Origin of the sequence: Pseudomonas vanderleydeniana (genome assembly GCF_014268755.2) — a bacterium.
Taxonomy (GTDB): Bacteria; Pseudomonadota; Gammaproteobacteria; order Pseudomonadales; family Pseudomonadaceae; genus Aquipseudomonas; species Aquipseudomonas vanderleydeniana.
Map to the genome: position 1 here is coordinate 6,696,384 of NZ_CP077093.1, position 25,730 is coordinate 6,722,113.

At 65.1% G+C, this 25,730-nt stretch carries 22 protein-coding genes; 15 read left to right on the forward strand and 7 right to left on the reverse strand.

What is annotated here, in order from left to right; all coding sequences use genetic code 11:
• Nucleotides 1-88 precede the first annotated feature (88 nt).
• The gene (locus tag HU752_RS30155; RefSeq protein ID WP_186684437.1) at nt 89-3,541 is read right to left on the reverse strand and encodes an alpha/beta fold hydrolase; all 3,453 of its coding nucleotides are present in this window, start codon (nt 3,539-3,541) and stop codon (nt 89-91) included.
• A 1,140-nt stretch (nt 3,542-4,681) separates the two neighbouring features.
• Between HU752_RS30155 and HU752_RS30160 the strand changes: the two genes are divergently transcribed.
• The 13 genes from HU752_RS30160 to HU752_RS30220 all read left to right on the forward strand — a co-directional run bounded on the left by HU752_RS30160 (nt 4,682) and on the right by HU752_RS30220 (nt 15,990).
• On the forward strand, nt 4,682-5,191 hold the full coding sequence (locus HU752_RS30160; RefSeq protein WP_186684438.1) for a prepilin-type N-terminal cleavage/methylation domain-containing protein: 510 nt from the start codon (nt 4,682-4,684) through the stop codon (nt 5,189-5,191).
• Entirely contained in the window at nt 5,166-5,549 is a 384-nt protein-coding gene (locus HU752_RS30165; RefSeq protein ID WP_186684439.1) for a type II secretion system protein, read from the forward strand. Before HU752_RS30160 ends, HU752_RS30165 begins: the two co-directional genes overlap by 26 nt.
• Nucleotides 5,536-6,027, forward strand: coding sequence for a type II secretion system protein (locus HU752_RS30170; RefSeq protein ID WP_437182310.1), 492 nt, complete (start codon nt 5,536-5,538; stop codon nt 6,025-6,027). The genes HU752_RS30165 and HU752_RS30170 overlap by 14 nt, the downstream gene beginning before the upstream one ends.
• 106 nt (nt 6,028-6,133) lie before the next feature.
• Entirely contained in the window at nt 6,134-7,714 is a 1,581-nt protein-coding gene (locus HU752_RS30175; protein ID WP_186684440.1) for a lytic polysaccharide monooxygenase, read from the forward strand.
• Nucleotides 7,715-7,972: 258 nt separating this feature from the next.
• Entirely contained in the window at nt 7,973-8,410 is a 438-nt protein-coding gene (gene gspG, locus HU752_RS30180; RefSeq protein ID WP_186684441.1) for a type II secretion system major pseudopilin GspG, read from the forward strand.
• A gap of 7 nt (nt 8,411-8,417) precedes the next feature.
• Nucleotides 8,418-8,900: a lytic transglycosylase domain-containing protein gene (locus HU752_RS30185; RefSeq protein WP_186684442.1), complete on the forward strand. Its 483-nt coding sequence runs from the start codon at nt 8,418-8,420 to the stop codon at nt 8,898-8,900.
• A complete protein-coding gene (locus tag HU752_RS30190; protein ID WP_186684444.1) occupies nt 8,897-10,075 on the forward strand; it encodes a type II secretion system F family protein in 1,179 nt (392 codons plus the stop codon). The genes HU752_RS30185 and HU752_RS30190 overlap by 4 nt, the downstream gene beginning before the upstream one ends.
• A 4-nt stretch (nt 10,076-10,079) precedes the next feature.
• Nucleotides 10,080-11,714, forward strand: a complete 1,635-nt coding sequence (locus tag HU752_RS30195; RefSeq protein WP_186684446.1) for a GspE/PulE family protein — start codon at nt 10,080-10,082, stop codon at nt 11,712-11,714.
• Nucleotides 11,695-12,432 (forward strand): hypothetical protein, encoded by a 738-nt coding sequence (locus HU752_RS30200; protein ID WP_225920082.1) that lies wholly within the window; start codon nt 11,695-11,697, stop codon nt 12,430-12,432. The genes HU752_RS30195 and HU752_RS30200 overlap by 20 nt, the downstream gene beginning before the upstream one ends.
• Nucleotides 12,429-12,977, forward strand: coding sequence for a hypothetical protein (locus HU752_RS30205; protein ID WP_186684448.1), 549 nt, complete (start codon nt 12,429-12,431; stop codon nt 12,975-12,977). Before HU752_RS30200 ends, HU752_RS30205 begins: the two co-directional genes overlap by 4 nt.
• A 12-nt stretch (nt 12,978-12,989) precedes the next feature.
• Nucleotides 12,990-13,547 carry a GspMb/PilO family protein gene (locus HU752_RS30210; protein ID WP_186684450.1) on the forward strand — a complete coding sequence of 186 codons (558 nt, stop codon included), beginning with the start codon at nt 12,990-12,992 and terminating at the stop codon, nt 13,545-13,547.
• Entirely contained in the window at nt 13,544-14,053 is a 510-nt protein-coding gene (locus HU752_RS30215; RefSeq protein ID WP_186684452.1) for a hypothetical protein, read from the forward strand. Before HU752_RS30210 ends, HU752_RS30215 begins: the two co-directional genes overlap by 4 nt.
• Before the next feature lie 26 nt (nt 14,054-14,079).
• Nucleotides 14,080-15,990: a secretin GspD/PilQ domain-containing protein gene (locus HU752_RS30220; RefSeq protein ID WP_186684454.1), complete on the forward strand. Its 1,911-nt coding sequence runs from the start codon at nt 14,080-14,082 to the stop codon at nt 15,988-15,990.
• Between the two features lie 189 nt (nt 15,991-16,179).
• Here the strand turns inward: HU752_RS30220 and etfB are convergent, their stop codons facing one another.
• The 6 genes from etfB to HU752_RS30250 all read right to left on the reverse strand — a co-directional run bounded on the left by etfB (nt 16,180) and on the right by HU752_RS30250 (nt 24,118).
• Complete coding sequence (gene etfB, locus HU752_RS30225; RefSeq protein ID WP_186684456.1) at nt 16,180-16,950, reverse strand: electron transfer flavoprotein subunit beta; 771 nt, start codon at nt 16,948-16,950, stop codon at nt 16,180-16,182.
• A gap of 15 nt (nt 16,951-16,965) precedes the next feature.
• On the reverse strand, nt 16,966-18,186 hold the full coding sequence (gene etfA / locus HU752_RS30230; RefSeq protein WP_186684458.1) for an electron transfer flavoprotein subunit alpha: 1,221 nt from the start codon (nt 18,184-18,186) through the stop codon (nt 16,966-16,968).
• Entirely contained in the window at nt 18,186-20,129 is a 1,944-nt protein-coding gene (gene dgcB / locus HU752_RS30235; RefSeq protein ID WP_186684459.1) for a dimethylglycine demethylation protein DgcB, read from the reverse strand. The genes etfA and dgcB overlap by 1 nt, the downstream gene beginning before the upstream one ends.
• A 306-nt stretch (nt 20,130-20,435) precedes the next feature.
• Nucleotides 20,436-22,496, reverse strand: coding sequence for a dimethylglycine demethylation protein DgcA (gene dgcA / locus HU752_RS30240; RefSeq protein ID WP_186684460.1), 2,061 nt, complete (start codon nt 22,494-22,496; stop codon nt 20,436-20,438).
• Between the two features lie 15 nt (nt 22,497-22,511).
• On the reverse strand, nt 22,512-23,042 hold the full coding sequence (locus tag HU752_RS30245; RefSeq protein ID WP_003228980.1) for a DUF5943 domain-containing protein: 531 nt from the start codon (nt 23,040-23,042) through the stop codon (nt 22,512-22,514).
• A gap of 98 nt (nt 23,043-23,140) precedes the next feature.
• Entirely contained in the window at nt 23,141-24,118 is a 978-nt protein-coding gene (locus HU752_RS30250) for a dipeptidase (RefSeq protein WP_186684462.1), read from the reverse strand.
• Nucleotides 24,119-24,362: 244 nt separating this feature from the next.
• Here HU752_RS30250 and HU752_RS30255 point away from each other — a divergent pair, with 244 nt between their 5' ends.
• Both HU752_RS30255 and HU752_RS30260 read left to right on the forward strand, forming a co-directional pair.
• Nucleotides 24,363-24,764, forward strand: coding sequence for a lysozyme inhibitor LprI family protein (locus tag HU752_RS30255; protein WP_186684464.1), 402 nt, complete (start codon nt 24,363-24,365; stop codon nt 24,762-24,764).
• A 157-nt stretch (nt 24,765-24,921) separates the two neighbouring features.
• A complete protein-coding gene (locus HU752_RS30260; RefSeq protein ID WP_186684466.1) occupies nt 24,922-25,698 on the forward strand; it encodes a bestrophin-like domain in 777 nt (258 codons plus the stop codon).
• Nucleotides 25,699-25,730: the final 32 nt, after the last annotated feature.

A 25,730-nucleotide genomic window follows, 5' to 3' on the forward strand; every position in this document is an offset into this window, starting at 1 on the left:
GGAAAAACGCGCCCAGCGAATTTGCGGCTGCTGCGCAGCCGAGCGCAGGCAAGCCTGCTCGCCACGAGTAAACAGCTCGCCAGACTCATCAGCCCAGCGCGGTCTTCTCCAGATGCGCCAGGATCAGCGGATACACATCGACCACCGCGTCCTTGCCGAACATGCAGTCGATATGGCCGTAGCCGGGCACCACATGGCGGCTGTACAGCTCGGGGCCGTGCATCTGCACCAGCCGCTCGTAGGTCTTCTCGGTGCTTTGCGGCAGGTAGCACTGGTTGTCGGCACCGCTGATGAAGCAGATCGGCAGATCCAGGCGGTCGAAATGCGGCATGTAGACATCGTGGCCCTTGAAGTCCACCAGGTGGCCCTTGCGGCAGATCAATGCCAGGTGCTCGAAGGTCTGTATGTTCGACTCGCCGAACAGCTCGTGCAGGTTGTCGTGCAGGTTCTCGTTGAGGGTGTCGTGCCGGTACAGCGAGGCATACATGAAGGTGATCCGGTGGCAGACCGGGTTGGTGCAGTAGCCCTGGGCCTCGATCCGCGCATAGGCGTCCAGGGCCTTGTCGTAGAGTTTGTTGAACCAGCTTTCCTTGCTGTCGGCATAGGCGGTCAGCGACTTGATCCCCACCGCGTCCAGCACGCCCGGCAGGTGCAGGCCGGCCTTGATCCCGGTTGCCGTGGCCACCACCGTGTCGGCGGCGATCTGCGAGCAGACCACCGAGCGTACGCCCTCAAGCCCCGCCAGCAGTGCCATGAAGAAGGTCGTGGCGCCGTAGCAATGGACCACGCACTGCACGTCCGCGGCAGCGGTGGCCTCACGGATCTGTGCGATGGCCGCCTTGAAGTCGTACTGGGCGATCTGGTCGCCGTTGCACTCCAGCTTGCTCGCCGGCAGCAGGATGCTGACGCGCAAATCCAGCAGCCAGACGTCGTAGTCGTGCTTGCACAGGTACTCCAGCAGGTTGGTCTGGATGGTGTCGGTGGAAAAGATATTCGAGCCCACGCCCAGCCCGTGCACCAGCATGACCGGGCCCTTGCTGCCGGCCTGGTAGCGGGTCAGGCGCAGTTGCACCTGGTCCTCGGTCTCGAAGAAATGCACGGTGGGCACCGGCGCATCCAGCGGCCGCTTGTGCCGTGGTGGCGCATCCGGGTTGAAATAGATATCGCCCGCGAACACCCCGCCATAGCTTTCCCAGAGAATCCCGGCGAAGAACTTGCCGAAGCGCGCCAGGGCGTCGATCCGCTCGCCCTCGTTACGTGCGTTGAGCACCTTCATGGTGGTCATCTGCTTGGCGAAATCGGCCGGCTCGATGTGCATGACCCCGGAGCCGATCACTGCACCGGTCTTGTCCGGGCCCTGGTAGAGCGTGACGTAGAGGGTGCTGGTATCGGGCCAGATATTGAGCAGGCCGTGGTCCTCGGGGACGCTCTTGAAGGCGCTGAAGTAATAGTCGCGACCGTCCTCGGCGGTCAGTTTCATGTCGTAGTTCATGTGCCGTACGCCGACCTGCGGCTCATACTGCTCGAACAGGTTGAACACGCCGTTGCTGGCGGTCAGCGGAGACGGCGACAGCGCGGGAGCATCGAGGGTGCCGACCAGGGTCGCGGCATGCCCGGGCTCCTTGATCAGCCGGTCGAGATCGTTCGCAGTGATGGTCAGGGTGAACTCGATGGGCGAATTCTGCGCCTCGCCGCTTTTCGCCGCGGCCTGGTACACCCCCAGGTCGGTCCCCTGGGGCTGGGTGAAGTCCCGGGAGAAATAGCCTTTCATGGTCTCGGTGAACTGCACGCCGAGGGTTGGCGCAACGACCGGCTGCCGCGGTGCCGAGGGCAGGCTGTAGTCGATGGTCCAGCCGCGATCGGCGGCCAGCAGGTTCATGTTGCGCTCGCTGACCGCCGAAATGGTCAACAGCGGATTGACCGCCAGGGACGTCGGAATCACCGCGCCGTCGGCCACGTACAGCCCCGGGTACACCTCGCTGCCGGTGGCCGCGCTGAACACCTGGCCCTTGTGGTTGACCACGCCCTGCCCGGCATCCTCGCCCATCACGCAACCGCCCAGGGGGTGCACCGAGACGATGCTGTGGCGCAACAGTGGGGTCCAGATCGGGTTCGGTACCCAGACCCCGCCCAGGGCCCGGGTCGACTGGTGCAGGCGCTCGTTGCCCAGCTTGAAGTTCTCCTGTTCGCCGACGCCCGGCCAGTCGATGCGCAACTGGTCCTTGTCATCGAGCACCATGCGCCCCTTGCCGTCGTCATGGCTCATGATCAGGTAGGTCTGCATGTTGTGCAGCGCGCCATGATAGGGCCCGCGCACGAAGCTCTCGGCTTCGCGGGCCTTGTAGTGCAACTCGGCGCTGACGCCCTTCTCGGTCGGCTCGCCGACCAGTTCGGCGAAGCCGGCCATCGCCGGCACCATGGGCCGTCCCAGCGCACCCGGGATCGAGCCCTCCTCGATGACCATGCGGCTGCGCCAGTCACCGTCGCCACGCAGATCGATGATCGAGGTGATGCAGGGTCCGACCGGCTGCAGGTCCTTGGCCGAATGGGCGCCGAAGCCGATACCGTTGATGACCTGCCCGCAATTGTGACCGAAACCGAGGATGTCGCCGTTGCCGCTCATGTGCTCGCCGAGCTGGTCGGAGAGTTGCAGGCCCTTGTTGCGCGAACGCAGCAGGATCTCCGTGGAACCCAGGGTTCCGGCAGACACCACGACGATGCCGGCCTTGACGAACAGGGTCGGCGCGGAAAATTTCTCCCGGCCGCTGTCCAGGAACTGGAAGTGCACGATCCAACCCTCGCCGTCACGCTCCAGGTAACGCACCTCGGCCTGGCAGAAGATCTCGGCGCCATGATTCCAGGCGTCCGGCAGGTAGTTCATCAGGGTGGTGTTCTTGGCCTTGTTGTTGCACCCCGAGACGCAATCGCCACAGTGGTTGCACGGCAGTTGCTCGACCCCGACGTGATTGAGGTTGCCGGGCAGCGGGTCAAAGGTCACGTTGATCGGCGGGGTATAGAAATGCGCCTGCTCCTCGAGAAAGTCCGCCGACTTGCGGTTGGCATCCAGCTTGGCCAACGCCGGTGCCGAAGCCGGATACGGGTTGGGCTTGAGCATCTCGCGGGCCCGTGCATAACCATCGGCCAGCAGCGTGTCACGGTGCTCGCGCACCGCCCGGGGCCAGCGCGGGTCATCGAAAACCCCCGGTGTCGGTTCCAGGGACACGTTGGCGTTGATCAGTGAGGTGCCACCCAGCCCGCACCCCACCACCACGTTCTGCTGGGCATTGACGTGCAGGTCGTACAGCCCGGTACGCGAACCGATATGGCCGTCCGGGTCATGCACCTGCAACTCCTCCGTCGCCGCGATCATGGTGTTGGGGTACTCGCCCGGACGGATCTCCCGCCCGCGTTCGAGCAGGCAGACGCTCCTGCCGGCGCGAGCCAGGCGCGAGGCGGCAATGCCGCCGCCATAGCCGGAACCGATCACGATGACGTCGTAGTGCTCCTTGATGCCACTGATGGGCGTGGAAATCCGGGTCATGGTCATTTCCTCTCAGGGTCCAGGCCAGACCGCTCTGCGGTGGTCGCAACCGGGACAAACGGTGATGCAGCGGGCGAACGCGCACGCAGACTCGGCGTGCGGGCAACGATGGACTGGATGGGCCGCCGGAACAGGCGCTATAGCCGCGCGCGCTGGTTGACCGCGTGGCGATGAATACGTCGGGGAATCAGGGCGCAAGCTTCGACACTCCGGGAGGAGCGCGGCGGCGGACAATAGGCGAATCGGCGACCCATCAAGCGTTCTCCCTGAACCTGGTATGGATACGGATAAGGTTGTGTCCTTGTGCCATGAGTGAAGACTTTGGCCAGAGGGGTGTCAATGAACAGCCTTAGAACTGTATGAAATTTGATCTATAGCGCTGAATGCTATGTAAACCGGGGCCTGCAACGCTTGGCGAACAACTTATCCACAAAGCGACCCACAGTAAATGTGGGAAAGTGCCGGTTTTACCCCCCCTTTTACCGGGTGAATCTGAATAAAATCCGTGACTTATCCAAAAGGACCGGTTTCGCCAGCCATTGATCGTTTTTTGACCAAAACTCTGCAAGCCATGTATTCATGGGCCTGTAGAGGATGGCAAACATCTTATCCACAGAAAGGCCAACAGACTTTGTGCGCAAGTGGCAAACATTGCCGTGCGACTGTGGAAAACCGCTGGAAACCGTGAAGAACCACGTACTCAGCTGCTTCAGCTGGAGAAAAAGCCACTTTCGATCATTTTTTGATCAACACTCTGAAAGCCTTGTGAAACAAGGCCTGCACCCGATAGCGAACAACTTATCCACAAAAGCGCCAACAGACTTTGTTGAAAACCCAACGGCCGAGCCCACCTCCCCACGCGCTTTATCCACACAAAAAAGCCAATAAAAACCGCCGCTTACGCTGATCATTTTTCGTACGGTGGTCTACAGGCGTTTATCTGCGCGGGCTGTAGCGATGCGCGAACACGTTATCCACAGATCGGCCAACAGTCTCTGTGGACACTTGCATCAATCGACGGGCTGACTGCCATGCCCGGAGTTTCAGCTACACTCCTTGGCACAGCGCGCCATGTTCTTGCAGTAAAGGTGTCTTGGCCTGACGCATTTACTCGAGGATATCCAGCATGGTGCGATTCCCATGTGGCCGCTTCCGCTCTCTCGCGTAGCGACCAGCCGCCTGCCCAGCGCCGGCTTCACCCTGATCGAGCTGCTGCTCACCCTGGCCCTGCTGGCGACCCTGGCGACGGTGGCCTATCCGCTGACCACGCTGATCGGCACGCGCGAGCGCGAACTCGAGTTGCAACGCTCTCTGCGGGAAATCCGCCGCGCCATCGACGCGTACAAGGAGGCGACCGAGGACGGCCGCGTCGACAAGGCCCTGGTCGCCAGCGGTTATCCACCGACCCTCGCGGTGCTGGCTGAAGGTGTGGTCGACAAGCGCGATCCCACCGGTGGAAAAATCCATTTCCTGCGGCGCATCCCCCGCGACCCGCTCTGCGAATGCCCGGACCAGCCGCCGGAGAAAACCTGGCGCCTGCGCAGCTACCGCAGCAGTGCCGAGGCTCCAGCCGAGGGCGAGGACGTCTTCGATGTCTCATCGGGCAGCGCCAAGGAGGGCCTCAATGGCATTCCCTACAGCGCCTGGTAGACGCCGCGGCTTCACCCTGATCGAGCTGCTGGTGGTGATGGCGATCATCGCCACGCTGATGACCCTGGTGATGCCGCAGTACTTTCGCCAGCACACCAAGGCCCAGGAAACCGTGTTGCGCCACAACCTGGTGTCGATCCGCCAGGCACTGGACCACTACCGGGAGGACAAGGGCAAGTATCCGGACGCTCTCGACGAACTGGTCAGCGGCCGCTACCTGCGCGAGGTTCCACGGGACCCGCTGACCGGACGCAGCGATACCTGGCAGTTGCAGCACGACGAGGACAGCGGCATCGGTGACGTGCACAGCGGTGCGCCCGGACGCGGTGTGGATGGAACCGACTATGGCAACTGGTGACCGCGGAGTGACCCACAGCCAGCATGGCGCCGTGTTCATGGGCCTGCTGGTCGCGGTGGCGGTCATCGCCGTGCTGATGCTGGAAACCGGCACGCTCTGGTCGACCCTGTTGCGTCGCGAGCGCGAGGCCCAGTTGCTGGCCCAGGGCGAGGAGATCCGCCGGGCCATCGGCCGCTACTACGAAGCCGGCGGCTTGTACCCGAAGTCCCTCGACGACCTGCTGCTGGACCGGCGCCAGCCAACGGTCCGGCGCTACCTGCGACGGGCCTACCAAGACCCGCTTCAGGTCGGTGCCGAGTGGGGCATCATCGCCGGCCCCGGCGAAACCGTCATGGGCCTCTACAGCCAGGCGCCGGGGCAGCCGCTCAAGCAGGGCAATTTCCGCCAGGGCCAGGAAAGTTTCAGCGGGCAAGGCAGTTATCAGGGGTGGCAGTTTCTGTACCGGCCTGGACAGAGTAACCCTCCAAAAGGAACGTAGAACCTACGTGGGAGGTGCACATGCCAGGTCACCCATTCAGTCGTTGAGTGAAAACCAGGCCTCGACCGGTTCGGGGCGTTTTTCCAATTCGAATAGAGACTGAACCATGAACAGACGACCTTTCCCCCTACACCCACTGCTCAGCGGGACACTGGCGGCACTCCTGGCCGTTCCCGCGCTGGGCTGGGCCCATGGCGCGGTGGACAGCCCGGTTTCCCGGCAGACGCTGTGCCGCAGCTACGCCGACTACTGGGGCTCCGCCGACAAGATGAAGGACGAGGGCTGTCGCCGCGCGGTGACAGCCCCCGGTCATGCCGGGCAGATGATCCACGCCGCGACCCAGTGGAATGAAGTCAACCGCGACATCGGTGGCCGCTACAACGACGCCGACGGCGGCGAAGCGTTCCTCAAGACGCAGGTGCCCGACGGCAAGATCTGCTCGGTGAATCGTCCAGGGATGGACGTGCTGAACCTGGTGATGCCGGAGTGGACACGGACCGAAGTCAAGCCCGACGCCAGCGGCAAGATCGCCGTGCGCCTGATCACCACTGCGGCCCATGTGCCCAGCTTCGTCAGGATCTACCTGAGCAAGGCCGACTATGACAGCGCCAGCCGGCCCCTGCGCTGGGACGACCTGCAGTTGGTGCACACCGAGGAATTGACCCAGGCCCGCAAGGACTGGGGCGACAAGCCGCCGCTGATCAGCAGCGCCAACGGCTTCTTCCAGTTCCAGGTGGAGGTACCGCCCGGGCGTACCGGCAATGCCGTGCTCTTCACCTGGTGGCAACGTCGCGACCCGCAGGGAGAGGGTTTCTACGGCTGCAGCGACATCACCTTCGGCGGCATGCCGCAACCATCGCCCTGGCTCAAGGAGAAGGTCTTCATCGACGGTAACGGGATCGACCCGAAACCCGGGGACACCGTGCACTATCGGGTCTTCGGCCATGATCGCGAAGTCAGCGAGCTGATCGACCTGAAATTGCCGATCACGGCCAGCAACCAGGCACCGGCGGTCTGGGGCAAACAGTTGGCGCAACAGCTGGCCGGCAACCGCGACGTGGTCCGGGTCGGGGTCAACCGCAACGACAACGGCGACATCGTCTTCGACAGCAGCGATGTCTACAAGAACTTCAACTACCTCAGCGATGCCCGCAACTCCACGCAGATGTCCGTCGACACCGGTGGTGGTGGCGAGATACCCGGGCCGATCGATGAGCGGCCACCCGTGGCGGTGATCGATGGGCCAACCGAGGTCAAGGCCGGTGAAAGCTTCACCATGAGTGGCACGCGATCCACCTCCTACAACGGCACGCCATTGCGATATGCCTGGTCGATGACACCGGCGCTGGGCTGGAGCTATGGCAGCAATATCCAGGAGAGCTTCAGCATCACCGCGCCGGCTACCACCACCCCCACGACCACCCGGCTGCGCCTGACGGTACTGGACGACGCCAATCGCAAGCGCGGTGAAATCGAACAGGACCTGACGGCGAAACCCGAGTCGGGTGGTGGTGATTACCCGGCCTACAAGGAAGGCTCGCCCTACAAGGCCGGCGATATCGTCAGTAACGCCGGTGGGCTCTACCGCTGCAAGCCTTGGCCTTACACCGACTGGTGCAAGGGGGCGGCCTGGGCCTACGCCCCCGGCAAGGGTGTCCACTGGGATCAGGCCTGGGACAAACTCTGAACCCGGCCGACCCGAAGCCTATGGCGCCGCACTCGCCCTGCGGCGTCATATTTCCGGGCGAAGCGCTACGCCACGCCGTTGATAGTGAAGAGATATAAGTGGCCTGTCCTTGCATTCCGAGGCTTTGAACTAGAGTTACAGACAGTCATTCACCCAACGACATGTTCAACGTGTACCTGCCGGTGGTGCCCACCTGCTGTAGGGCCGGAAAAAGGTTAGTCGTAACCGCGTTCCTGTCCGCATCAGCCGAGGCCCCCCATGAACGGTTTCGCACCGATTCGCCTTGTCCCGCCACCACGCGGCTTCACCCTGCTCGAACTGTTGGTGGTCCTGCTGATCATCGCCCTGCTGGCCGGCTACGTCGGGCCGAAGATGTTCGATCGCCTGGAGCTGGCGAAGGTCCAGACCGCCAAGGGCCAGATGAAATCGCTGGCCGATGCCCTGCACCAGTACCGCCTGGACAACGGCCACTACCCCAGTGAGGCCCAGGGCCTCGACGTGCTGGTCGAGCGCCCGGCCGGCGAACCCGGCTGGCATGGCCCGTACCTGTCCAAGGGCGTACCGGCCGACCCGTGGAACAACCCCTACCTGTTCAAGAACCCCGGAGCCGGCCATGAGGTCGAGATCATCTCGCTGGGCCGCGATGGCAAGGCCGGTGGCGACGGTACCGCCGCCGACATCGTGTATGGCTTCTGAGCCCGTCATGCGCCCTCCACTCGCCTCCCTGCTTGCCCTGGCAGCCCTGTTCATCGTCGCCAGAGGCCAGGCCAACTGTTTCCAGGACGCCGGCGAACGCTACCGCATCGATCCGCTGCTGCTTTATGCCATCGCCCAGGTCGAGTCGGGGCTCGATCCCCGGGCCCGCCATGCCAACAGCGACGGCAGCCAGGATATCGGCCTGATGCAGATCAACAGCCGGCACCTGCCGGCCCTCGCGGCCTTCGGCATCGCCGAGCGCAACCTGCAGGAAGAACCCTGCACCAGCGTGATGGCTGGCGCCTGGATTCTCGCCCGTTTCGTCCAGCGCCTGGGCTATGGCTGGCAAGCCGTGGGTGCCTACAACGCCGGTACTGCCAACGAGCGCGACGTCAACCGCCAGCGCTATGCACGGCAGGTGTGGGCGTACTACGCGAGTCTGCTGGAACGGCGCCGGGCGCTCGCCCTGCGCAGTGGGGCCCGGCCGTGAAACAGTTCGACGCGAGGATCATCAGCCACGGCCAGTTGCGCAGCCTGCGGCTGCAAGCCAGCGACCTCGACGAGGCCCGTCGGCAGTTGCAGGACGCTCAGGTGGTGTCGCTACGCCCACTGCGCGAGTTCAAGTGGCCCGGGCGCGGCGCACGCTTTGCCCTGAACCTGTTCATCCAGGAGCTGGTGGTACTGCTCGACGCCGGACTGGTGCTGGTGGAGTCGGTGGAAACCCTGCGCGACAAGGCATCGCCGGGGATCAACCGACAAGTGCTGGGCGAGCTGCTGGAATCGATGTACCAGGGCCACAGTTTCTCCCGGGCGATGCAGGCGCGGCCGGCGATCTTTCCACGACTGCTGGTGGCGACCGCCGCCTCGTCCGAGCACAGTGGGCAGCTGGCCGTGGCCCTGCGCCGCTACCACCACTTCGAGGCCCACCTGGAGACCGTGAAGAAGCGCGTCAGCAGCGCGCTGATGTATCCACTGGTGGTGCTCGGGGTCGGCGCGCTGATCCTGCTGTTCCTGCTGTTCTTCGTGATCCCGCGTTTCGCCTCGGTGTTCGACGCCATGAGCGATCTGCCAGCGACCGCGCGCTTCATGGTCTGGTGGGGCGAACGGGTCGACCAGCAAGGCGGCCTGCTGCTGGCCGGCCTGCTGGTGCTGATTGCCGGCCTGGTCCTGCTGCTGCGCACCGCCACGCTCAGGCAGAAGCTGGCGACCCTGCTCTGGAAGATCCCCAGCCTTGGTGCCCAGCGCACCCTGTTCATCCTCGCGCGCCTCTACCGTACCACCGGCATGCTGCTGATGGGCGGCATGCCGGTGGTGTCCGCGCTGGAAATGGCCGGTGCACTGCTGCCGGCCGAACGCCAGGGCGACCTGGCGCGCAGCCTGGGCGATATTCGCGCCGGCCAGCCATTGTCCAGCACCCTCGCGCGGCACCAACTGACCACGCCGGTGGCCGAACGCCTGCTGCGGGTCGGCGAGCAGAGCGGCGAGCTGGCGGCCATGTGCGAGCGGATCGCGCAGTTCCACGACGAGGCGTTGGAACGTGCCATCGAGCTGTTCAGCAAGGTCTTCGAGCCGTTGCTGATGCTGGTGGTCGGCGGCCTGATCGGGCTGATCGTGTTCCTGCTGTACATGCCGATCTTCGAACTCGCCGGTTCCATCCAGGGCTAGCACGATGGACAGACTCTGGCAGCACTGGCAGCAGCAGGCACGACAGGAGGGAACGCCACTGTCGCAATACCTGCAACGGTTGCTGGAACGGACACCGGGGCATCTGGAGGACGTCGCCGGTCTGCTCGGCCTTCGCCCGCTGACGCCCGCGCAACTCGATACCGGCGAGCGTTTCGACCTGCTCGCCCTGCCCCAGGCGCTGAATCGCCAGGTGCTGCCGGTAGAGGTCGACGGCCACCCCTGCCTGGTACTCGGCGCACCGTTTGCCCTGGACTCGCGCCAGTGGCTGCAGGCCCACGCCGAACTGGCGGCGCTGCCGCTGGCGATGAGCCTGCCCGGGGTGGTCGAGGCGCAGTTGAAGAAGGCCGAGGCCAACCAGCGGGTGATGGACCCGTTCGCCGGCGACGACGAGCAGGCGCGGGTCGCCGAGGCGGTTCCGGAGATATCCCTGAGCAGCCTGGCGCGTGACGAGAACCCGGTGGTGCGGCTGGTCAACTCGATGCTGTTCGACGCCTTGCAGAGCCGCGCCAGTGACATCCATGTCGAAAGCACCCCCGAAGGCCTGGTGATCAAGTACCGTATCGACGGTGTCCTGCAACAGATCGGCCAGAGCGCCGGGCTCGACAACGCCGAGCAGGCGCTGTCGCGGCTCAAGGTGCTGTCCGGACTGGATATCGGCGAGCGCCGGGTTCCCCAGGACGGCCGCTTCAAGGCGCGTATCCAACAGCGTGACGTGGACTTCCGGGTGTCGATCATGCCCAGCATCCACGGCGAGGACGCGGTACTGCGGGTACTCGACAAATCCCAGCGCGGCGAGTCCCTGAGCCTGGTCGGCCTCGGCCTGGACGAGGACGCGATTGCCCGCATCCGCCAGCTGGCCAGCGAACCCTACGGCATGCTGCTGGTCACCGGGCCGACCGGCAGCGGCAAGTCCACCACGCTGTATGCCGCGCTCTCGGAAACCAATACCGGCGAGAAGAAGATCATCACCATCGAGGACCCGGTGGAGTACGAGTTGCCCGGCGTACTGCAGATCCCGGTGAACGATCGCAAGGGCCTGACCTTCGCCCGCGGCCTGCGCTCGATCCTGCGCCACGACCCGGACACCATCCTGGTCGGCGAGATCCGTGACGGCGAGACCGCCGGCATCGCTGTGCAGGCGGCGCTGACCGGCCACCTGGTGTTGTCCTCGGTACACGCCAACAGTGCGTTCAGCGTACTGGAGCGCTTCAACTACCTGGGCGTGGAGCCCGCCAGTTTCGTCGAGGCGCTCAATGGCGTGGTCGCCCAACGCCTGCTGCGACGGGTTTGCAGCGAATGTGCGGTGGCCTGCGCGCCAGACCCGCAATGGCTGCAACTGGCCGGTGTGGCCGCCGGTGCGGCGGGCGCCCGGTACCGCGTCGGCCAGGGCTGCGAGGCCTGCCGACAGACCGGTTATCGTGGCCGGCTGGCCCTGGCCGAAGTACTGACCCTGACCGACGCGCTCAAGGAGGGCCTGTTGCAACGCCGCTCGGCCGCGGCCCTGCGCGAACTGGCCGGGCAGTCGGGACACCGCTTCATGCGCGATATCGCATTGGCGAGTGCCGCCGCCGGGCACACCACGCTGCAGGAGGTCCACCGTGTCCTCTCCCTTTATTGAGCATGTGGTGCTGTTGGCCCACGATGAAGTGCAGTGGGCCGCCCGCCCGCGCTGGCCAGTCGGGCCGCTGTGGCAGGGTCGGGAACGTGGCGAGGCGTTGGAAGCGATCGCCACCCTGTTGGAACGCGCACCGCGCAGCCGGCTGGGTTACCTGGAGCGGGTCGACCTGTTGCTGGGTTATCCCCATGTACATTACCTGCTACTGCCTTGGCAGGAAGGCCTGTACAGCGATCTCGACTGGCAGGGGTTCGCCATGGCGCTGTTCGGCCAGCACCATGACCTTGACCCGACCCGCTGGCAGGTCGCCGTCGATCCGGCACCGTTCGGCCAGGCACGGCTGGCGGCGGCGGTCGGCAAGGAGCTGCTCGAGGCGCTCCAGGCACTGCTGCGTGCCCGGCGCCTGCCGATCGGAAGTTGCAGGCCGTTGCTGGTCGACGCCCTGCGCCGTCACTGGCGACAACTGCCAGCGGACTATCGCTTCGTCGTCCGCGAAGCAGATGCCGTCAGTTGCCTGCTCGGCCAGCAGGGCCTGCTGGAGCAGGTCTGCGTGTTGCCTGTAGCACCACGCGCGGCCCTGTCCGAGGCGCTGCTGATGGTCGAGGTACTCTGCGATGTCGCGGAACGCCAGACCCTGGTCGTCGCCCCCCGGCAGGAGCGGGACTCGCCATCGCACTGGCTTGGCTCCCTGCATCCATGGCTGGCGGAGCCGACCCCATGAACCGGTTCACTTACCTGCGACGACGCGGGCAACGACCCTCGGCCCCGGCGATCGACCTGCGCGGCAGCAGGCCCCGCACCTGGCTGGTGGCATTGCTGGCTGCCGTGGCAATCGCCCTGTGGCTGCTGCTGTGGATGGATTGGCGGACATTGCAGGCCCGCCAGGCCGAGGCGGATCGGGTCGAACGCCAGTTCAACGCCCTGGCGATCCAGCAGGAGAAGCAGATGCAGGCCGCCCTGCGCACCTCGCCCCAGCAGCAGAAACAACTGGACGCCTTCGCCCGCCAGCGTGCCACGCCATTCGAGCTGCTCGATGCTCTCGGTCGCGCCTGGACCCCAGACGTGGCGCTACTGCGGCTGGAGGTCGACACCGCCGCGCAGGAATTGAGCCTGGACCTGGAAAGCCAGCGCCTGGAAGGCAGCCTGCAATTCATCGAACGCCTCAAGAACGACAGCGGCCTCAACGTCAGCCTGCAACAGAGCGCGCGCAATACCCGCGACCCGATGCTGCCGATGAGCGTCAAGTTCAAACTCGCCAGGCAATAGGGAGCCCAACCGATGCAGCCGACATCCCGCCAATCGCCCAGAGCCGAACACCTCCAGGCCCTGCTGCGCTGGCACCTGGCCCGGGGGCAGCGTCTGCTCGGAACCTGGGGCATCCTGGCCATGTTGCTGATCATCGCGGCACTGGTGATCCGCCAGGGCCTGGTCGTTCCCGCACTCGCCGACAGCACCCTGCGTCTGAGCCAGGCCCAGGCCGGGATCGCCGAACGGCCGCTGGACCTGCACGCCAACGAGCCCCAGGCCGTGCGCAGCCTGCCCGACAGCGACAGTTTCGAGGCGCGCCTGGAACCGGTTCTCATGGCCCTCCAGCACAACGGCTTCGCCGTGCTGCAGACCGACTTCCAATACACCTCCCAAACCGACGAGCAGACCCGCCGCCTGGCCCTGGACATCCCCCTGACCGGCAGCTACCCGGCATTGCGCAAGACTCTCGACGAACTGGTCCGGCAACCGGCGCTGCGCATCGACAGCCTGAGCCTGCAACGCAAGGACATCGACACCGCGCAGCTTGAGATTCGCCTGCGCCTCAGCCTGCTGGCGGTGCTCAAGTGAAGCTGCCGATGTATCTGCGCGTGCTGCTCGGATTGGTACTGGCCGGCTGCGCCTGGGTGTTCTGGCAGGATCTGCGGACCGCCACGCCCGCCATCATGTCCAGGCCGGCCACGCCAACCCGCCCTGCCGTCGCCACCGCGCAACCCGCCGCCGACAACGCACCGGCGCTGGCCAGCGACGCCGTGGTCGACCTGTTTCCAGCACAGAGCTGGCTACCGCCGCGCCCCCCATCCGAGCCGACCCGGCCCGCCGCACCGCAGGCCCCACCGATACCGTTCAGCGTCAGTGCCCAATGGCGCTACCTGGGGCAGTCGAAAATCGTTGTGCTGCAACGCCCGGACGGCGTGCGCTACACCCTCTGCCAGAGCTGTTCAGTGGCCGGGCATATCCGCCCCGGCGCGACGTTCGACAAGGACTATCGCCTGGACCGGCTGACCGATACCCAGGTGGTACTGACCTACCTGCCACTGCGCCAGGTCACCACCCTGCGCCTGGATACCCCCTGAGCATGGACGCCGCCAGGAGAACGATCATGTCGATACCTATCCGGGCCTGGCTGGCCCTGCTGCTGGTTGGCCTGGGCGCCTGCCAGTCCCGTGGGCCGCTCCACGACAGCGAACTGTTGCGCCAGGACGGCGACCTCCCCCGTGCAGTGGACGTGTTGCGCAGCGCGGTGAAGGAGCACCCGGACGACGTGCAACTGCGCACCGCCCTGTTCATGCGCACCGAGCAACTGGTCGACCACTACAGCCGGCAGTCCGCCGACGCCCTGGCGCGCAACGACGATGCTGGCGCCATCGAGGCCATGCGCCAGATCCTGCGCTACGATCCCGGCAACCTCGGCGCCAGCCAGGAGATCCGCAACATCCAGAACCTGTCGCGGCTGCGCCCGCAACTGGCCCGGGCCACGGCCCTGCGCGAGAGCAATCCGAAGGAAGCGCTGGCGATCGTCCGCCAGATCATCGTCCAGCAGCCCAACTACCGCGAAGCCCTGGACCTGCGCGACAGCCTCACGCGCAGCCTGGTCAGCGTCGATACGCTCAAGCCACAACTGAGCGCGGCGATGAAGAAACCGGTCAGTCTGCACTTCAGCTCACAGAGCCTGACCACGATCTTCGAGACCATCGCCCGGCTGTCAGGGATCAACTTCGTCATCGACAAGGACGTCAATCCGAACGCCGCCGCCAGCATTTCGGCCTCGCGTACCACCGCCGAGGATGCGCTGAACCTGTTGCTGTCGACCCACCAGTTGCAGATGAAGGTGCTCAACGCCGACACCGTGCTGGTCTACCCGGCGCGGCCGGACAAGGAGCGTGAATACCGCGAGCTGGCGGTGCGTACCTTCTACCTCAGCCACGCCGATCCCAAGCTGGCGGCCGCCGAGATCAAACAGTTGCTCAAGCCCAGGGAAGTGCTGGTGGACGAACGTCTCAGCGCGGTGATAGTGCGTGATGCGCCGCAGGCGCTGAGCGCCGTGGAGAGGCTGGTGCAGGCCATCGACCTGGCGGATTCGGAGGTGACCATCGATATCCAGGTGATGGAGGTCAGCTTGGTGGACGAGCAGAACCTGGGGATCAACTACCCCGGGTCGATCGGCGTGTCGCTGCCCGGCAGTGACGCCGCCAACCGCCAGCTCACCGTCGGCAGCCTGGAGGCCAAGCTCAACCTGCTGCAGCGCAGCGGCAATACGGTGACGCTCGCCAACCCGCGCATCCGGGTGAAGAATCGCGAGAAGGCCGAGATCAAGATCGGCGACAAGATTCCGGTGATCACCACCACCACCGCCAACCTGGTGACAACGTCATCGGTGTCCTACCAGGACGTCGGGCTGAGTATCCAGGTGCAGCCGAATATCAGCCTGAATGACGAAATCAACCTGCAGATGCTGATCGACATGACCCATATCACCAAGCGCAACGAAGGCTCGGCCGAGGTACCGGCGACCTTCGAGCTGGGCTCGCGCTCGACCAGCACCACGCTGACGGCACGCAACAACGAGACCCAGGTGGTCGCGGGGCTGATCCGCACCGCCGACATCGAGGAGGGCGTGGGCCTGCCCGGCCTCAGCCGCCTGCCGGCACTTGGGCAGGCGATCTTTGGCAGCCGCCGAACGGAACTGGGCAAGAGCGAGATCATCCTGCTGATCACCCCGCGGATCGAGCGCAATCTCGACCTGCCGGCGTCCCAGGTCAGCACCTTCAACAGCGGTACCGAGGCCCAGAGCTCGACCGAGGGCATGGTGCTGCGCAACAGCCAGAACCTGAACATGAAAACCAGCGGCAGTGCCGCCAGCAGCCTGCCACCGCCCCTGGCGGTACCACGGGCGAACGAGAACTGGCAGCCGCTACCGGCACCGGTGGAACAGCCGGTGATGGAATCGCCGCTGCCCAAGCCGGCAGAACCGCCCGCCGTAACCGCGCCGGCACCACCAACAACACCCTAGCCCGGCAGTGGCGGGTACTGTGGTGAGCGGGCTTGCCCGCGTTCGGCTGCGCAGCAGTCGCAAAAGAGGCCCACTCGGGACATCCGATAGAACGGGGGCAATCGCTCCAGGGCCGCTTCGCGCCCCAGCGCGGGCAAGCCCGCTCGCCACGAGTTCGCGCTCGGTTTCAGGAATGCCGCAGACGAGGCATTAGCGCACCACGCTTTCCTCGATCAGCAACTTGAGGATCGCCTCGGCCCCCGCCTCGGCACTGACGCCCTTGAGCACTTGCCCGCCACCACCACTGGCCTTGGCCGTGGCCGCCTTCATGCGGTCGGCACCGCTCTTGGCCTTGATCACCTTGAGGCGCTTGGGCCGTGGCTTGGCCGGTTGCAGTTGCGCGCTGGCGAACAGCTCATCCTCCAGCACCTCCACTTCCTCGGCCTGCAACACCCCGCGTTGCGCCGGGCCATAGGCACTCTGGCGCGGCTTGGGCGCGGCGTTATCCACCGTCGCCAGGAATGGCAGGCGCACCTTCAACCGCCGCCGCTGACCACGGGGCAAGGCCTGCAGTACCTGGGCGACGCCACCGCCCATCGACTCGACTTCGGCCAGCCCCACCACCAGCGGCCAACCCAGGTTCTCCGCCAGCAGGAACGGCAACATCCCCGAGCCCTCGCCGGTTTCCGCCTGGCTGCCGGTGAGTACCACCTGGGCACCGACGTCGCGCAGGTAATCGGTCAATACCGGCAAGGCATCCGCGCCAGCCGGCTGCTCGAGCACCCGCATCTCCGACAGGCCCATGCCCAGGTAGGCACGCAGCGCAGGCTCGGCAACATCGCCGGCATGCACCACCTGCAAGTTATCCCCAGCCAGTTGCAAGCCCAGCTCCACCGCACGGGCATCCTGCTCGGCGCGGCGGGCGCGGCCCGACGTCGGGTGGGCACCGATCGAGACCAGGCTGATTACATTCGTGTTCATCCGTTCATCCCCACCTTAGGCCGCATCACGCTTGGCGCCGTTGCGATATGCCGTCACCGCGGCGATCAGGGCGCGGCAGATCTCGTTGCTGTCGCCGATCACCGACAGGTCGGCGCGCTTGATCATGTCGCAGCCCGGATCGAGGTTGATCGCCACCACCTTGTCGCAGGCACCGATACCCTGCAGGTGCTGGATCGCCCCGGAGATCCCGACGGCGACATACACCCGCGCCGTGACCCAGGTACCACTGGCCCCGACCTGCCGGTCGCGGGTCATGAAACCATCGTCCACCGCCACCCGCGAGGCGCCTTCGGTCGCCCCCAGGGCGGCCGCCGTTTCGTGGAACAGTGGCCAGTCCTGGACGCCGTTGCCCCCGGAGAAGATGAACTCGGCCTCGGCCATCGGAATCGCCGCCGGGTCGACGGCCACCGCGCCCAGGTCCTCGATTCGCGGCAGGCTGCGGGCGATGCCTGTGGACAACTCCACGGGCAAGGCTTCGTGACGGGTTTCGCTGACCGGTTCGGCACACTCGGCCGCGGCCAGGATCACCCGCGCCAGTGGCCGTGCCAGGTCCTGCAGGCCAGCACCGGCACGGCCGATGCACTCGCCGTCCTTGACCTGCCAGACCCGCGTCGCCGGGCGCTCGCCCAGGTTCGCGGCGAAACGCCGGCCCAGTTCGCCACCGCCGCTGCGGCTGTCCGGCAGCAGCCAGTGACGTGGATCGAACTGGTTATCCACAGCCCGCAGGCCCTGGACCCGTTGCTCCGGTGAATAACCACTGAACTCGTCGCCCTCGAGTACCAGCAGGCGATCGACGCCAGCGGTCTCGAACGTGCTTTCCTTGTGCTCGCCAAAGACCACAGCCAGCACCGCGCCGTCCTTGCCGGCCAACTGGTGGGCCAGGCCGAGCAGGTCGCGGTCGTGACTGCTCAGGCGGCCGCCGACCATGTCCGGCACCACGCAGATGTGGAAGGCCGGCTGCGCGACCTGGTGCAGCGGCAGTTGCACTTCGACGCTGGCCGAACGCTTGGTGGTACCGCCCTGCTGGGCGCCACTGCGGTCGATGCGCTTGATGCCGTTGGGGCCGATGAAACCGACACCATGGGGGTTCTTGCGGATGACCCCGTTAGGCCCCATCCAGCTGTGTTGTACCGGCTGCATCGCCGCATGCAGCGGATGCAGGCGGTTACGGGCGATCCGCTCGGCACGCGGGTCGCGACGGATAATATCGCTCATCAATGCACCTCCGCGGGTTCACGCTTGGGCGCCGCCTTGCTCGGCTGTGCCTCTTCGAGCAGCGCGTCGGCGACCAGTTCGGCCAGGTCCTTGATCATCGGCCGGGGCTCGACCACACCCTCGAGCATCGCCGTGCATTGTGGGCAACCCACGGCCACCAGCTCGGCGCCGGTCTCGCGGATATCCTCCATGCGCATGTCGGGGATCCGCTGCTTGCCGGGAATGTCGGTGATCGGCGCGCCGCCGCCGCCGCCGCAGCAACGCGAACGGAAGCCGGAACGCTGCATTTCCTTGACCTCGATCCCGAGGGCCCGCAGGACCTCGCGCGGCGCCTCGTACTCGCCGTTGTAGCGACCCAGGTAGCACGGATCGTGATACGTCACGCTGTTGCCCTTGTGCTGGCCGATGTTCAGCGCACCGGCACCGATCAGTTCAGCCATGTAGCTGCTGTGGTGCTGCACCCGGTAGTTGCCGCCAAAAGCGCCGTACTCGTTTTTCAGCACATGGAAGCTGTGCGGGTCGCAGGTGACGATGCGCTTGAAGCTGTATTGGGCCAGGGTCTGGATATTGCGCTTGGCCAGGAGCTGGAAGGTCGCCTCGTCGCCCAGGCGACGTGCCACGTCGCCGCTGTCGCGCTCTTCCAGGCCCAGGACGGCGAAGTCGACGCCAGCCGCCTTCAGCACCTTGACGAAGGCCCGCAGGGTCCGCTGGTTGCGCATGTCGAAGGCGCCGTCGCCGACCCAGAACAGCACGTCGGTGCTCTTCTTCTCGGCGAGCACGGCGAGGTTCAGGTCAGCCGCCCAGTTCAACCGGCCACCGGGGGCGAAACCGCCCGGGTTGTCGGTGGCGATCAGGTTTTCCAGGACCTCGGCGCCCTTGTTCGGCGTCGCGCCCTTTTCCAGGGTCAGGTGCCGGCGCATGTCGACGATGGCATCGACGTGCTCGATCATCATCGGGCATTCCTCGACGCAGGCACGGCAAGTGGTGCACGACCACAGGGTTTCGGCGTCGACCAGGCCATTGACGATCGGCTGGTGCGGGTTGCCCGCATGCTCGCCGATCGGCTTGCCCGGATACGGGCTGCCGGCGAACTGGGCATCGGTGCCACCGGCCAGGCCGACCACCATGTCCTGGATCAGTTTTTTCGGGTTAAGCGGCTGGCCGGCGGCGAATGCCGGGCAGGCCGCCTCGCATTTACCGCACTGCACGCAGGCGTCGAAGCCCAGCAACTGGTTCCAGGTGAAGTCCTTGGGTTTTTCCACCCCCAGGGGCGCCTGCGGATCGTTCAGGTCCAGCGGCTTGAGGCCGGTGGAGCGGCCGCCGCCGAAGCGCTCGGCGCGGCGGTGCCAGGCCAGGTGCAGGGCACCGGCGAAGGCGTGCTTCATCGGCCCGCCCCAGGTCATGCCGAAGAACAGCTCCGACACGCCCCACAGCACGCCGAGGCCGAGGATCAGCGCCAGCACCCAGCCGCCGAAGTCTTCCGGCAGGATGCCGGCCACCGGCAGGGTCACCAGGAAGAACGACGCCGAGAACGCCAGCAGGCTTTTCGGCAGGCGCATCCACGGGCCTTTCGACAGCCGCGACGGCGGGTTGCGCCGGCGCCGGTAGACGAAGATCGCGCCGACGAACATCACCGCCGACATCAGCAGCAGGGCATAGCCGAGAATGCGGTTGTGCAGGCCGAAACCGTGCACCAGCAATGCGAGGATGATCGACGCCACCGCGCCACCGGCCGTGGCGACGTGGGTGTTGGCGATGTATTTGTCCCGCGCCACCACATGGTGCAGATCGACCATGTAGCGCTTGGGCATGGCGAACAGGCCACCGATCAGGTCGACCTTTGCGGGTCGACCGCGGCGCCACATGGCGACCCGCCGCAACGCGCCGAGGACAGCGAGGCCCAGGGCGGCGAACAGCAGGATGGGAAGAAGGGTGTTCAACATGGTGAAGCTCCCAAAGACCTCTGGTCTTGCAAGGGTTCATAGACAGGCTGGTGAAAGCCCTGCACCTGGTTGTGACAAGGATGCTGGCAGGCGATGGGCGTGCTCTTGTGGCGAGGGGGCTTGCCCCCGTTCGGCTGCGAAGCAGTCGTAACCCGGCCAACGCGTATTTTCCGACAAGACGCGCCGGCTGATCCGGGGCCGCTTCGCAGCCCAGCGGGGGCAAGCCCCCTCGCCACAAACAGCCCCATCACCACACGATCAATCTCTCACCACACAACAGGCCCCATCACCACCGGCGATGCACCGTCAGAAATCCTTGCACAGGCGCAGGGCGTCATAGATCGCTGCATGCGTGTTGCGCTGGGCCACGCAGTCGCCGATCCGGAACAGCAGGTAGCCATCGCCGGCCTGGCTCAGGCAAGGCTGCGGCTGGATCGCGAACAGCGCCTCGACATCGATCTGGCCCTTGTTGCGCGAACCTTCCTTGAGCCCGTAGTAGAGGGCTTCGTCCGGCCGTACGCCGTTCTCCACCACCACCTGGTCGACCACCCGCTCCTCTTTCGCGCCGGTGTATTCGTTCTCCAGCACGGCCACCAGCTTGTCGCCCTCGCGATAGACCTTTTCCAGCATCATGTCGCCGGTCATGATCACTTCCTTGGGGTACATGCTGCGGTAGTAGGTCGGGAACGACGTACCGCCGATCGCCACGCCCGGCTTGATGTCGTCGGTGACGATCTCGACCTGGCTGCCCTTGTCGGCGAGGAAGTCGGCCACCGACATGCCGGTGAATTCACAGATGGTGTCGTAGACCAGCACGTTCTTGCCCGGTGCGACCTTGCCGTCGAGCACGTCCCAGCTGCTGACCACCAGCCCTTCGGCGGCGCCCCAGTGTTCGTTCTGCTCCAGGTTCGGATGCCCGCCGACGGCCAGCACGACGATGTCCGGACGCAGGTCGAGAATGGTCGCCGCATCGGCAGCGGTGCCCAGGCGCAGGTCGACCTTCAGCCGGGCCAGTTCCAGCTGGAACCAGCGGGTGATACCGGCGATCTGGTCACGCTGCGGCGCCTTGGCTGCCGTGGTGATCTGCCCGCCGATGCTGTCCTTCTTCTCGAACACGGTCACGTCGTGGCCACGCTCGGCCGCCACGCGGGCGGCTTCCATGCCGGCCGGGCCGGCACCGACGATCACCACCTTGCGCTTGGGCCCGGTGGACTTCTCGATGATGTGCGGCACGCCCATGTATTCACGGGAGGTCGCGGCGTTCTGGATGCACAGCACATCCAGGCCCTGGTACTGGCGGTCGATGCAGTAGTTGGCACCGACGCACTGCTTGATCTGGTCGACCTGGCCCATCTTGATCTTGGCGATCAGGTGCGGGTCGGCGATGTGCGCCCGGGTCATGCCGACCATGTCCACGTAGCCGCCTTCGAGGATACGGGTAGCCTGGTTCGGGTCCTTGATGTTCTGCGCGTGCAGCACCGGAACCTTGACCACTTCCTTGATGCCGGCGGCCAGGTGCAGGAACGGCTCCGGCGGGAAGCTCATGTTCGGGATCACGTTGGCCAGGGTGTTGTGGGTGTCGCAACCCGAACCGACCACGCCGATGAAGTCGAGCATGCCGGTGTCGTCGTAGTACTTGGCGATCTGCTTCATGTCCTCGTGGGACAGGCCGTCCGGGTGGAACTCGTCACCGCAGATACGCATGCCGACGCAGAAGTCGTCGCCGACTTCCTTGCGCACGGCCTTGAGCACTTCCAGGCCGAACTTCATCCGGCCCTCGAAGCTGCCGCCCCACTCGTCGGTACGCTTGTTGACCCGTGGGCTCCAGAACTGGTCGATCATGTGCTGGTGCACGGCGGACAGTTCGACACCATCCAGGCCACCTTCCTTCGCGCGGCGGGCCGCCTGCGCGTAGTTGCCGATCACCCGCCAGATCTCTTCCGGCTCGATGGTCTTGCAGGTCGCGCGGTGCACGGGTTCACGCACGCCCGAAGGCGACATCAGGGTCGGCCAGTGGTAGCCGTCCCAACGCGAGCGACGGCCCATGTGGGTAATCTGGATCATGATCTTGGCGCCATGCTTGTGCATGGCATCGGCCAGGTTCTGGAAGTGCGGAATGATACGGTCGGTGGACAGGTTCACCGAACTCCACCACTGCTGCGGGCTGTCGATGGCGACCACCGACGAACCACCGCAGATCGCCAGGCCGATCCCGCCCTTGGCCTTTTCCTCGTAGTACTTCACGTAACGGTCGGTGGTCATCCCGCCATCGGTGGCGTACACCTCGGCGTGGGCGGTGCTGAGCACGCGGTTGCGGATGGTCAGCTTGCCGATCTGGATCGGCTGGAACATTGCTTCGAAAGCCATGATGCGATCCTCGACTTACAGCGGCTTGACGGTGAACAGGCCATCGTCGTGGCCTTCTTCGGAGCCGCCATAGACCTGCTCGGCCACGGTGCGGATCTTGCTGCCACGGGCGGCCAGGATCTGGTCCATGGCACCGGCGAACCAGCCGGTGAACATGTAGTCGACCTTGCGCCCGACCTTGCCGTAGACGTAGACGAACGCCGAGTGCTCGAGCTTGACGCTGGCGGTGCCCTTGTCGAGGTCGATGTCCTGGATCTTGAACAGGCCCCAGCCGCGCTGCGACAGGCGCTTCATGTAGTGCTCGAACACCGCGACGCCTTCCAGGCCGTGGCATTCGGCTTCTTTCTCGCACCAGTGCCAGGCGGACTTGTAGCCGGCCTTGTAGAGAATTTCGGCATAGGCCTCGGCGCCCAGCACTTCTTCGATGCCCATGTGGTTGTTGACGAAGAAATGGCGTGGAACGTAGAGCATCGGCAATGCATCGGAGGTCCAGACACCGGTTTCGCTGTCGACTTCGATGGGCAGTTGCGGGGCGATTTTAGCCATGTGAAACACTCCAGAATTCATTGTTTGCGGCTGGCCGCGTACGCCCTGCGCGACCGGCGCGCAGGGGGAAATCAGCAAAATGGGATGCGGTCGGGGGATTACTCGCCCCAGACCTCCTTGAGGACGTTGACCCAGTTCTCGCCCATGATCTTGCGCACCACGCGCTCGCTGTGACCGCGCTTGAGCAGGGTCTCGGTGAGGTTGGGGAACTCGCCCACGGTGCGGATGCCCAGCGGGTTGATGATCTTGCCGAAGCTGGTCAGGCGGCGGGCGTAGCCCTTGTCGTGGGTCAGGTACTCGAAGAAGTCCTGGCCATGGCCCTGGGTGAAGTCGGTACCGATACCGATGGCGTCCTCACCGACGATGTTCATCACGTACTCGATGGCTTCGGCATAGTCGTCGATGGTCGACTCGATGCCCTTGGCCAGGAAGGGGGCGAACATGGTCACGCCGACGAAACCGCCGTGGTCGGCGATGAACTTCAGTTCTTCGTCGGACTTGTTGCGTGGGTGCTCTTTCAGGCCCGAAGGCAGGCAGTGGGAGTAGGTCACCGGCTTCTTCGACTCGAGGATGACTTCCTCGCTGGTCTTGGAACCGACGTGGGACAGGTCGCACATGATGCCGACGCGGTTCATCTCGGCGACGATCTCGCGACCGAAGCCCGACAGGCCGCCATCACGCTCGTAGCAGCCGGTACCGACCAGGTTCTGGGTGTTGTAGCACATCTGCACGATGCCCACGCCGAGCTGCTTGAAGATCTCCACGTAGCCGATCTGGTCCTCGAACGCATGGGCGTTCTGGAAGCCGAACAGGATGCCGGTCTTGCCCAGTTCCTTGGCCTTGCGGATGTCGGCGGTGGTGCGTACCGGCATCACCAGGTCGCTGTTCTCGCGAATCAGTTTCTGGCTGGCGGCGATGCTGTTGACGGTGGCCTGGAAACCTTCCCAGACCGACACGGTGCAGTTGGCGGCAGTCAGGCCACCCTTGCGCATGTCCTCGAACAGTTCGCGGTTCCACTTGGCAATGATCAGCCCGTCGATAACGATGCTGTCGGCGTGCAATTCGGCTGGGCTCATCAGGCTGTCCCCTTTATTGGCAATTCATGCGCCGAATCGTCTGCCGGCGCTTTGGACCCAGCATATGCCCAGGGCTGGTCGGAGCCGGGTGCAAAAACGACAGGGGAATTGCCGAAAGCGTCAATCCGCGACAAAGGGCGCAAGACAGTAGGCTCCAGCACTTATCGTTGTACGACTATTCTTTGCATTCGGCTTGAGACAGAATTGCCGCCTACCGTTTTCCTATCAGCTTCAGGACGCCGTGATGAAATCGATTTTCCTGGCCTTGGCCCTTGTCAGCGTGGGTGTGCATGCGGCGGAAGACGCCGACAACTCGCCGTGCGATGCCGTTGCGGACGACCAGCAGACCCTGGAATGCGCCACCTACAACAAGAACACCGCCGATCAGCTGCTCAAGGACAATTTCCAGTCCCTGCTGGACCGGGTGACGTCGCAATACGCGAGCAAGAAAGCCGAGCAGACCGACATCACCGCCCGTCTGCAAAAGGCACAACAGCTCTGGACCCAGTCGCGCGACGCCGACTGCGCCATCGCGCCGCTGCCGGCCAAGATCGGCAGCAAGCAATACAACATCGACCTGAACGACTGCCTGGCGAGCAAGAGCGACGAACGGTCGGAATTCCTCGAATCGCTGCTGCAGGAATGACGCTCACGGGCATCGACAGGTCGGTGCCCGGCCCGGGCTGGCCGTTTGCGGCCCGCGGCTTGACAAGCCTCGCGACGAAACTTAACTGATAGGCAACCACTCCCGCCCTGAACCGGCTGTACAGGCGAGTCGACCACGATAATCAGAGGATTTTCGTATGCGCTCACTCTCAGCCATTCCGCTGTATGCCCTGCTCATTTTCATCGCCATCGTGCTGTTCATCGAAGTCGGCCGGCGGGTCGGTGCCCGTCATCTGGCCGCCGATCCGGACGGTGCACGCACCGGTGTCGGCGCCATCGAAGGCGCGGTGTTCGGCCTGCTGGCACTGCTGATCGCCTTCACCTTCTCCGGCGCAGCCACGCGCATGGACACCCGGCGTACGCTGATCGTCGAGGAAACCAACGCCATGGGCACCGCCTGGCTACGCCTGGACCTGCTGCCGCCGGCCAGCCAACCGGCGTTGCGCCAGGCCTTTCGCGACTACCTGGACGCGCGCATCGCCTACTACCGCGATCTGACCGACATCGACCTGGCCAGCCGCGAAAGCGCCCGGGCCAATGCCCTGCAACAGGATATCTGGAGACAGGCGATCGCCGGCCTGCAGCAGATGCCGACCCCCACCCTGGGCGTCAGTCTGCTACAGGCACTGAACGAGATGATCGACATCACCACCACCCGCAACGTGGCCCTGGAAACCCACCCGCCACTGATCATCTACCTGATGCTGATCGCCCTGACCCAGGTCAGCGCGCTGTTCATCGGCTACGGCATGGCCGGTACCGCCCGGCACAGTTGGCTGCACATCTTCGGCTATGCGCTGGTGATGGTCTGCGTGCTCTACGTGATTCTCGACTTCGAGTTCCCCCGATTGGGTATCATCCGGGTCGACGATTTCGACAAGATCATGCTGGACTTGCGTAAAAGCATGCATTGACCGGCCCACCCGGGAGGCAACATCGGGAAAAG

What these genes read in the sequence shown, in the direction of transcription:
- etfA (WP_186684458.1), bottom strand. Translation starts at nt 18,186, where the DNA reads ATGAGCGATATTATCCGTCGCGACCCGCGTGCCGAGCGGATCGCCCGT.
- HU752_RS30250 (WP_186684462.1), bottom strand. Translation starts at nt 24,118, where the DNA reads ATGAGCCCAGCCGAATTGCACGCCGACAGCATCGTTATCGACGGGCTG.
- HU752_RS30205 (WP_186684448.1), top strand. Translation starts at nt 12,429, where the DNA reads ATGAACCGGTTCACTTACCTGCGACGACGCGGGCAACGACCCTCGGCC.
- etfB (WP_186684456.1), bottom strand. Translation starts at nt 16,950, where the DNA reads ATGAACACGAATGTAATCAGCCTGGTCTCGATCGGTGCCCACCCGACG.
- HU752_RS30155 (WP_186684437.1), bottom strand. Translation starts at nt 3,541, where the DNA reads ATGACCCGGATTTCCACGCCCATCAGTGGCATCAAGGAGCACTACGAC.
- HU752_RS30165 (WP_186684439.1), top strand. Translation starts at nt 5,166, where the DNA reads ATGGCATTCCCTACAGCGCCTGGTAGACGCCGCGGCTTCACCCTGATC.
- gspG (WP_186684441.1), top strand. Translation starts at nt 7,973, where the DNA reads ATGAACGGTTTCGCACCGATTCGCCTTGTCCCGCCACCACGCGGCTTC.
- HU752_RS30210 (WP_186684450.1), top strand. Translation starts at nt 12,990, where the DNA reads ATGCAGCCGACATCCCGCCAATCGCCCAGAGCCGAACACCTCCAGGCC.
- HU752_RS30160 (WP_186684438.1), top strand. Translation starts at nt 4,682, where the DNA reads ATGTGGCCGCTTCCGCTCTCTCGCGTAGCGACCAGCCGCCTGCCCAGC.
- dgcB (WP_186684459.1), bottom strand. Translation starts at nt 20,129, where the DNA reads ATGTTGAACACCCTTCTTCCCATCCTGCTGTTCGCCGCCCTGGGCCTC.
- HU752_RS30245 (WP_003228980.1), bottom strand. Translation starts at nt 23,042, where the DNA reads ATGGCTAAAATCGCCCCGCAACTGCCCATCGAAGTCGACAGCGAAACC.
- HU752_RS30260 (WP_186684466.1), top strand. Translation starts at nt 24,922, where the DNA reads ATGCGCTCACTCTCAGCCATTCCGCTGTATGCCCTGCTCATTTTCATC.
- HU752_RS30170 (WP_437182310.1), top strand. Translation starts at nt 5,536, where the DNA reads ATGGCAACTGGTGACCGCGGAGTGACCCACAGCCAGCATGGCGCCGTG.
- HU752_RS30220 (WP_186684454.1), top strand. Translation starts at nt 14,080, where the DNA reads ATGTCGATACCTATCCGGGCCTGGCTGGCCCTGCTGCTGGTTGGCCTG.
- HU752_RS30255 (WP_186684464.1), top strand. Translation starts at nt 24,363, where the DNA reads ATGAAATCGATTTTCCTGGCCTTGGCCCTTGTCAGCGTGGGTGTGCAT.
- dgcA (WP_186684460.1), bottom strand. Translation starts at nt 22,496, where the DNA reads ATGGCTTTCGAAGCAATGTTCCAGCCGATCCAGATCGGCAAGCTGACC.
- HU752_RS30185 (WP_186684442.1), top strand. Translation starts at nt 8,418, where the DNA reads ATGCGCCCTCCACTCGCCTCCCTGCTTGCCCTGGCAGCCCTGTTCATC.
- HU752_RS30195 (WP_186684446.1), top strand. Translation starts at nt 10,080, where the DNA reads ATGGACAGACTCTGGCAGCACTGGCAGCAGCAGGCACGACAGGAGGGA.
- HU752_RS30175 (WP_186684440.1), top strand. Translation starts at nt 6,134, where the DNA reads ATGAACAGACGACCTTTCCCCCTACACCCACTGCTCAGCGGGACACTG.